Below are 5,754 nucleotides of genomic sequence, written 5' to 3' on the forward strand. Positions count from 1 at the left end.
CCGCCCGTCCAAAAAGGACGGGCGGGACGCCCATCCCACAATCTTGTGGAAGTTATTTAATTCTCATTCCTTAGTAACTTCCTTGTGTACTGAGTCCACCGGCGCTTACGGCGCACTCATGAGCGGGCTGGGTGCTGCTGGTGCACCTTACCACAGATGGCGACTCAAAGAATTTGTTGGCCCTACTCCTATATATAGCGGTTCTCAAGCGTTGTGAGGTATGGGGGCTTTGTCCTATGCCTATGCCCTATGCCCTATGCCCTATGCCCGCCAGAGCACCTCATGTTACTGAGAAAGGCTATATCTATTGTTGATATTTATAGTTGGTCGATCGTCCTTGACCAGGAATTTCAAAGGTGGTACCCGCCACGTGATTTATCCGTGGAATCAATCCAAAATCGAAAATCAAAAATCAGAAGAGCCCCCGCATTTATCCGTGGGGTCGCCTCTAAAATCTCAAATCTAAAATCTCAAATCGATTGACGCTACCCATACCTGCCGCTGCACCTCGGCCTCATCAGCTACACCCCTAACTTTTTCGTTGTTAACTGCCCCAGAGTCACCTCAAATGTAACGAAATATTACAAGATGACGCTAAAGCAGCATAGAGGCTTGACAGCAAAGAATTAAGCGGCTAATCTGATATACATACCCGGGTAAGTCAATTCACTGTCATATGCAAGAAAAGCAAAAAGTTACATTGTATCTTCCACCAGAACTGCATCGCCAGCTCAAAATCCGAGCCGCAGTCGAAACTGAACCGATGTCATCAATTGCAGAAAGGGCAATTGTCTTCTACCTAGGAAATCCCGAACTGGTTGACGAAGTAGAAGCCTCCTACGGACAAACCCATCGGGTATACAACTGTCCAGAATGCACGGGTTCAGTAGTAATGCGAGATGGAGAACTGGCATCCGTAACAAGTCAGCCGAGCGTATTGGCTGAACAGGATCTTCCAGTAAAGCAGGTGTCGGGCGTCAGTGCCAGCACGGCCAAACCGGGAGAGGAAGAATTGGTTCCCTGCTAAGAATGCCTTGCTTCCCCAAAAAGCTAAAACTGAACATTTCAGTAACAGGGCTAATGGCAGCATTGAGATTCAGCAAAGATAGCACCGTCTCTAGTGGGTCGAGGAATATGCAAGAAGAGATCAGTATTCTAATCCAAGCTCAATATCCTCTGATCTACCTCGTGACATCCGAGGAAGAGCGGTGTGAGCAAGCAATTTCGACAATAGCTCAAGCGAAACCACAGCGACGAGTATTTATCTGGACTGTAACTCACGGCATTGTGGAGTATGGTCAACCCCGCACCACCACCCAACACAACACCGTCTCGCCAGAGGCAGCAATTGAATGGGTGATCAGGCAGCGAGAACCCAACAGTAACGCTAGCATCTACATTTTCAAAGATTTGCATCCTTTTATAGATTCTCCTCCGGTAACGAGGTGGTTGCGCGATGCGATCGCCCACTTCAAAGGAACGCAAAAGACAATTATACTGATGTCTCCTTTGCAGCAAATTCCGATCGAGCTAGAAAAGGAAGTAGTGGTATTAGACTTCGCGTTGCCAGACATGAAGGAACTAAACCAAGTATTGTCTGGTCAGTTGGAGCAAACGAAATCGCGACGCATTACTACAGAAGGGCGAGAAAAACTTTTAAAAGCAGCCTTGGGATTGACCAAGGACGAAGCTGAAAAAGTTTATCGCAAAGCTCAAGTTTCGACTGGGCGCCTCACAGAAGAAGAAGTAGACATAGTTCTTTCGGAGAAAAAGCAATTAATTCGGCGCAACGGCATTCTAGAGTTCATTGAAGAAGACGAAACCCTGGATGCAGTCGGCGGTTTAGAAGAGCTGAAGCGGTGGCTGAGACAGCGTTCCAACGCCTTTACAGAAAGGGCGAGAGAATACGGTCTGCCCCAACCAAAAGGGATGTTAATTCTCGGCGTACCCGGATGCGGAAAATCGCTGATTGCTAAGACCACCTCCCGCCTCTGGGGACTGCCCCTGCTGAGGCTAGATATGGGTAGAGTCTACGACGGCTCGATGGTGGGTCGATCGGAAGCCAACCTCCGCAATGCCCTCAAAACCGCAGAATCCATCTCTCCAGCCCTCCTCTTCATCGACGAACTAGACAAAGCCTTTGCAGGAGGCACTGGTTCGGCCGACTCAGACGGAGGCACCTCCAGCCGGATTTTCGGTTCCTTCCTCACTTGGATGCAAGAAAAGACTTCCCCAGTCTTCGTAATGGCAACAGCCAACCGAATCGAGCGGTTGCCGGGAGAATTCTTGAGGAAAGGCCGATTCGACGAACTCTTCTTTGTTGATCTGCCTACCAAAGAAGAACGCCAAGATATATTTAAGATTCACCTGTCAAAGCGCCGTCGGGAAATTACTCGCTTCGATTTAGAGCAACTTTCCAATGTTTCCGAGGGCTTTTCAGGTGCAGAGATTGAGCAAGCGCTAGTAGCCGCAATGTACGAAGCCTTCGCTCAAGATCGAGAGTTTACGCAGCTAGACATCATCGCGGCCATTAAATCCACAATGCCACTGTCTAAAACAATGACCGAACAGGTCACCGCCCTGCGAGATTGGGCTAGACAGCGTGCACGGCCCGCTGCGTCTTCCGTCGCTGAATACCAGCGAATGGAATTCTAAAAGCTTTCTCCTGGTCCAAACAGGAGCAAAGGCTAGCAACAGCTAGCAGTTCGATTCAAGAGCCGCCAAGCGGCACCGTTAAATCCAGACCGTTGTTGTTTCTCTCTCAGTTGTATTAGGAGGAAATCCAATGTCTCACTTTAGCACACTGCGTACCAAAATCACCGATGCCGAAATCCTGAAAGCTTCCCTGCGCGACTTGGGCATTTCAGTCAAGTCAGAAGCTGATGTTCGTGGCTATAACGGTCAGCGCGTTCGCTCCGACATCGTGGCGATTCTGGAAGGCGAATATGACCTGGGTTGGTCTCGCAATAGCGATGGTTCCTTTGACCTGATTGCCGACCTCTGGGGTGTCGCCAAAAAGCACAATCAAACTGAGTTAATCAACTCCATCAACCAGAAGTACGCAGTTAACAAGACCTTGGCAGCAGTCAAGCAGCGCGGTTTGCAAAATGCCAACGTTAAGCTGGTAGTGCAAAACTAATTGATCTGCAAATTTCCCAGCTCGCGGGTTAACCAAACAAACGGGTTAACCCGTTTTTATATCGCTAGGATGTAGAGGGGGTCTTTGGGCCGCCACATACTTTTTTAGCACCCCCAAGCAGCAGCTTTCAACCTGAAAGCTGCTGCTTTATGCTTTAATGGTCGCCTACCTAATGCTTGGGGCAATCGTCGATCGTTTGTTGATAAATTTCAAGTATTCGATCGACTTTGCGTTCCCAATCAAAATGCTGCCGGACTCGTTCCCGTCCCGCACAACCCATACTCTGCCGCAATTCTGGTGAATGAGCGAGCTTGAGCATCGCATCTGTCAGTCCCTTGACAAATCCTTCTTTAGAAGTCGGTTCTACTAAAATACCGCAAGTGGAATCAATATAATCCGTCGGGCCGCCCCAGTTCGTTGCTATGACTGGCAAGCCCACTGCCATTGTCTCCATCACCACAGCCCCGCCGCATTCCCGCAAACTCGGCAGCACCAGTGCATCAGCTTGTTTCAGTTTGATAGCGCACTTCTCCTGAGACAGCCCAAAAGTAAATTCATTCACTCTTGCAGGGATAAATCGCCCGCAATTGTTAAGCAGCCGGTGCAGGCAAGTGTCTGGTACAAAGTGCATTCGATCGCCCGATCGCCGGAAACAGAGCTTTTAGTTCAGCCTGTGTGCGTGCGTGAACTACTAACAATGTTTCTATTTGGCGCGAGCGAAGTATGCTGAAGTAGTTCAGTGGCAGCAATGCCTCGCCGCCGAATTTAGTTGAGGCATTCTGAGCAACAATTAGAATTCGCATAACTTGTTTTGGGCCCAACTGGATTTATGTAATCTTAGATTAAATTTGTTCTTTGGCTGTTAGCTAAGACGGGTTAGTTATTCCAAGTTTCTGCACTGCGGCCGTGGCTAAATTTAGCCATGATTTTTTTCCGGATTCCTGACTGAGGCTCAAAGCAAGTTCTAGATTTTGAAGTACCTGTGCGATCGCATCTGCCATTTCTTCGGGTTTTTCTGATTGGACTAATACAGCATCCGCGCCGTCATCTACTAGCTCAGAAGTTCCGCCTACATTAGTAACTACCGCCGGCACCTCCATCGCCATTGCTTCCATCACAGCAACCGGAACTCCTTCATTGAAACTTGCCAAAGCGAAAACGTGAGTTTCTTCTAAACCTTGGCGAATTGCCTGTTCCGATACAGCCCCAAGTAGCTCCACGCATTCGGACATCGATTTATATTCAATCATTTTTTGTAGATATTGGTGATATCCGCTGCCCCCTTGTTCATCCTCGCCTGCAATTGGCAGCCTCACCTCAAATCCCCGATTTCGCAGCAATTCTACCGTCTCAATCAAGTATTTGTGACCTTTCACCGGGTTGAGGCGGCCGCAAGCAAAAATCTTGCACTGACTTCCTTCTTGCCAAGGCTTGTAAGGGCTGCTGCGTTTAATTTCTGCAATATTAACTCCCATTGGAGCAACAGCTAATTGTTTGGGAAGAAAGTTCGCTAATTTATGTTTGACATCATTGAGAAGTAGTTGAGACATGACGATCGCAAAAGCAGCATTTTTCCACTTTTGTTCCTGATTTGGCCCGTACACTTCTAGAGTTTGCCCGTGAAGAGTCATACTGTAAGTACAGCCTGTAAAAATTGAGTTAAATAAGGCTATACTGGCGGCATTGGCACAGGAATGAACGTGGATGTGCGACCAACCTTTTGTTCTTGCTAACCCTGCTAGTTTGCCAGCAACAAAAACCAATGCCAATAGCCGAACCTTTTGAGATAATGATGTATCTCTCGCTTTGGCAATAACTGCGAGGCACTGCCACCATGCAGCCGGACCAGCTTTGAGAACCTCTACGAATGAGTTAATAAAATCTTTCGCAGCCAAGGGAAATAGATAAACAGTATTTTTTTGAGCTTCTTCTGCCCATACGTGAGAAGCGATCGCCCTGGGGGCGGTTGAGTTGATACTAAATCTGTTTCAATTCCAAGTTTTGCAATAAATTGTCGCTCCCGCCCGTAAAAAATGTGTGTTTCTCCTGAAGATTGTGGAATGAAGTATCCAATTTTTTCTTCATTTCCTAGCTGCTTTCTAATTTTTAACTCAACAATATCGCTCTACTATGTCGATGCACTAACACTTTTCTCACCGAGCATTTTTTCGTAAATCTCGACGATTTTTAGGGCTTTGTTTTCCCACGCAAATTCTCTGGCTTTTTCCATCGCCTTAGCTGACATACTTTCCCGCAGCCGAGCATCTTCTACCAACATCTTAATTTTACTTGTCAACTCCTGGGTGAGATACTCTCTAGAAATCGGCTCTATCTTAAAACCAGTTTCTTCATTCACGTATTCACCAATATCCCCGTTATTGGCAACTATGCAGGGAAGTCCGTAAGCCATAGCTTCCATTACCACGGCGCGCCAAACTCTCGGATCGAAGGGAAACAAAAAATATCGGCTTTCCTGTAATAATCCCGATTTTCAGATTGATTTACCCATCCTGCAAAGCTTACTATTTCGGCTAAATTATTGTAGTTTAGACTAACCAAAGATGAGAACGGTGGCAAAAGAAGAACTAGAGCCACCGCGCCAGGAGAGAATGAGG

The 5,754-nt window shown here is 47.4% G+C and carries 9 protein-coding genes; 4 read left to right on the forward strand and 5 right to left on the reverse strand.

Annotated features, from left to right (window positions below; all coding sequences use genetic code 11):
• The 4 genes from QUB06_RS33830 to QUB06_RS33845 form a co-directional block, all read left to right on the forward strand.
• A partial coding sequence (locus QUB06_RS33830; RefSeq protein ID WP_333439124.1) for a hypothetical protein occupies window positions 1-217 on the forward strand: 217 nt, incomplete at its 5' end.
• 459 nt (window positions 218-676) lie between these two features.
• Window positions 677-1,027, forward strand: a complete 351-nt coding sequence (locus QUB06_RS33835; RefSeq protein WP_006635783.1) for a hypothetical protein — start codon at window positions 677-679, stop codon at window positions 1,025-1,027.
• Window positions 1,028-1,134: 107 nt separating this feature from the next.
• Window positions 1,135-2,655 carry a stress-responsive protein Ycf46 gene (gene ycf46 / locus QUB06_RS33840; RefSeq protein WP_333057291.1) on the forward strand — a complete coding sequence of 507 codons (1,521 nt, stop codon included), beginning with the start codon at window positions 1,135-1,137 and terminating at the stop codon, window positions 2,653-2,655.
• 130 nt (window positions 2,656-2,785) lie between these two features.
• The gene (locus QUB06_RS33845; RefSeq protein WP_006635781.1) at window positions 2,786-3,139 is read left to right on the forward strand and encodes a DUF1257 domain-containing protein; all 354 of its coding nucleotides are present in this window, start codon (window positions 2,786-2,788) and stop codon (window positions 3,137-3,139) included.
• 169 nt (window positions 3,140-3,308) lie between these two features.
• On the opposite strand, the gene QUB06_RS33850 is transcribed toward QUB06_RS33845, so the two are convergent.
• The 5 genes from QUB06_RS33850 to QUB06_RS33870 form a co-directional block, all read right to left on the reverse strand.
• Entirely contained in the window at window positions 3,309-3,701 is a 393-nt protein-coding gene (locus tag QUB06_RS33850) for a glycosyltransferase family 4 protein (protein ID WP_333439126.1), read from the reverse strand.
• Between the two features lie 28 nt (window positions 3,702-3,729).
• Window positions 3,730-3,942, reverse strand: a complete 213-nt coding sequence (locus QUB06_RS33855; RefSeq protein WP_333439128.1) for a hypothetical protein — start codon at window positions 3,940-3,942, stop codon at window positions 3,730-3,732.
• Between the two features lie 63 nt (window positions 3,943-4,005).
• Window positions 4,006-5,115 (reverse strand): exopolysaccharide biosynthesis GT4 family glycosyltransferase EpsE, encoded by a 1,110-nt coding sequence (epsE, locus tag QUB06_RS33860; RefSeq protein ID WP_333439132.1) that lies wholly within the window; start codon window positions 5,113-5,115, stop codon window positions 4,006-4,008.
• 152 nt (window positions 5,116-5,267) lie between these two features.
• Window positions 5,268-5,564: a glycosyltransferase gene (locus tag QUB06_RS33865; protein WP_333322055.1), complete on the reverse strand. Its 297-nt coding sequence runs from the start codon at window positions 5,562-5,564 to the stop codon at window positions 5,268-5,270.
• On the reverse strand, window positions 5,558-5,754 hold a 197-nt coding region (locus QUB06_RS33870; RefSeq protein WP_333439130.1), incomplete at its 5' end, for a hypothetical protein. The genes QUB06_RS33870 and QUB06_RS33865, both read right to left, overlap by 7 nt.

This window comes from Microcoleus sp. D2_18a_D3, assembly GCF_036702455.1.
Taxonomy (GTDB): Bacteria; Cyanobacteriota; Cyanobacteriia; order Cyanobacteriales; family Microcoleaceae; genus Microcoleus.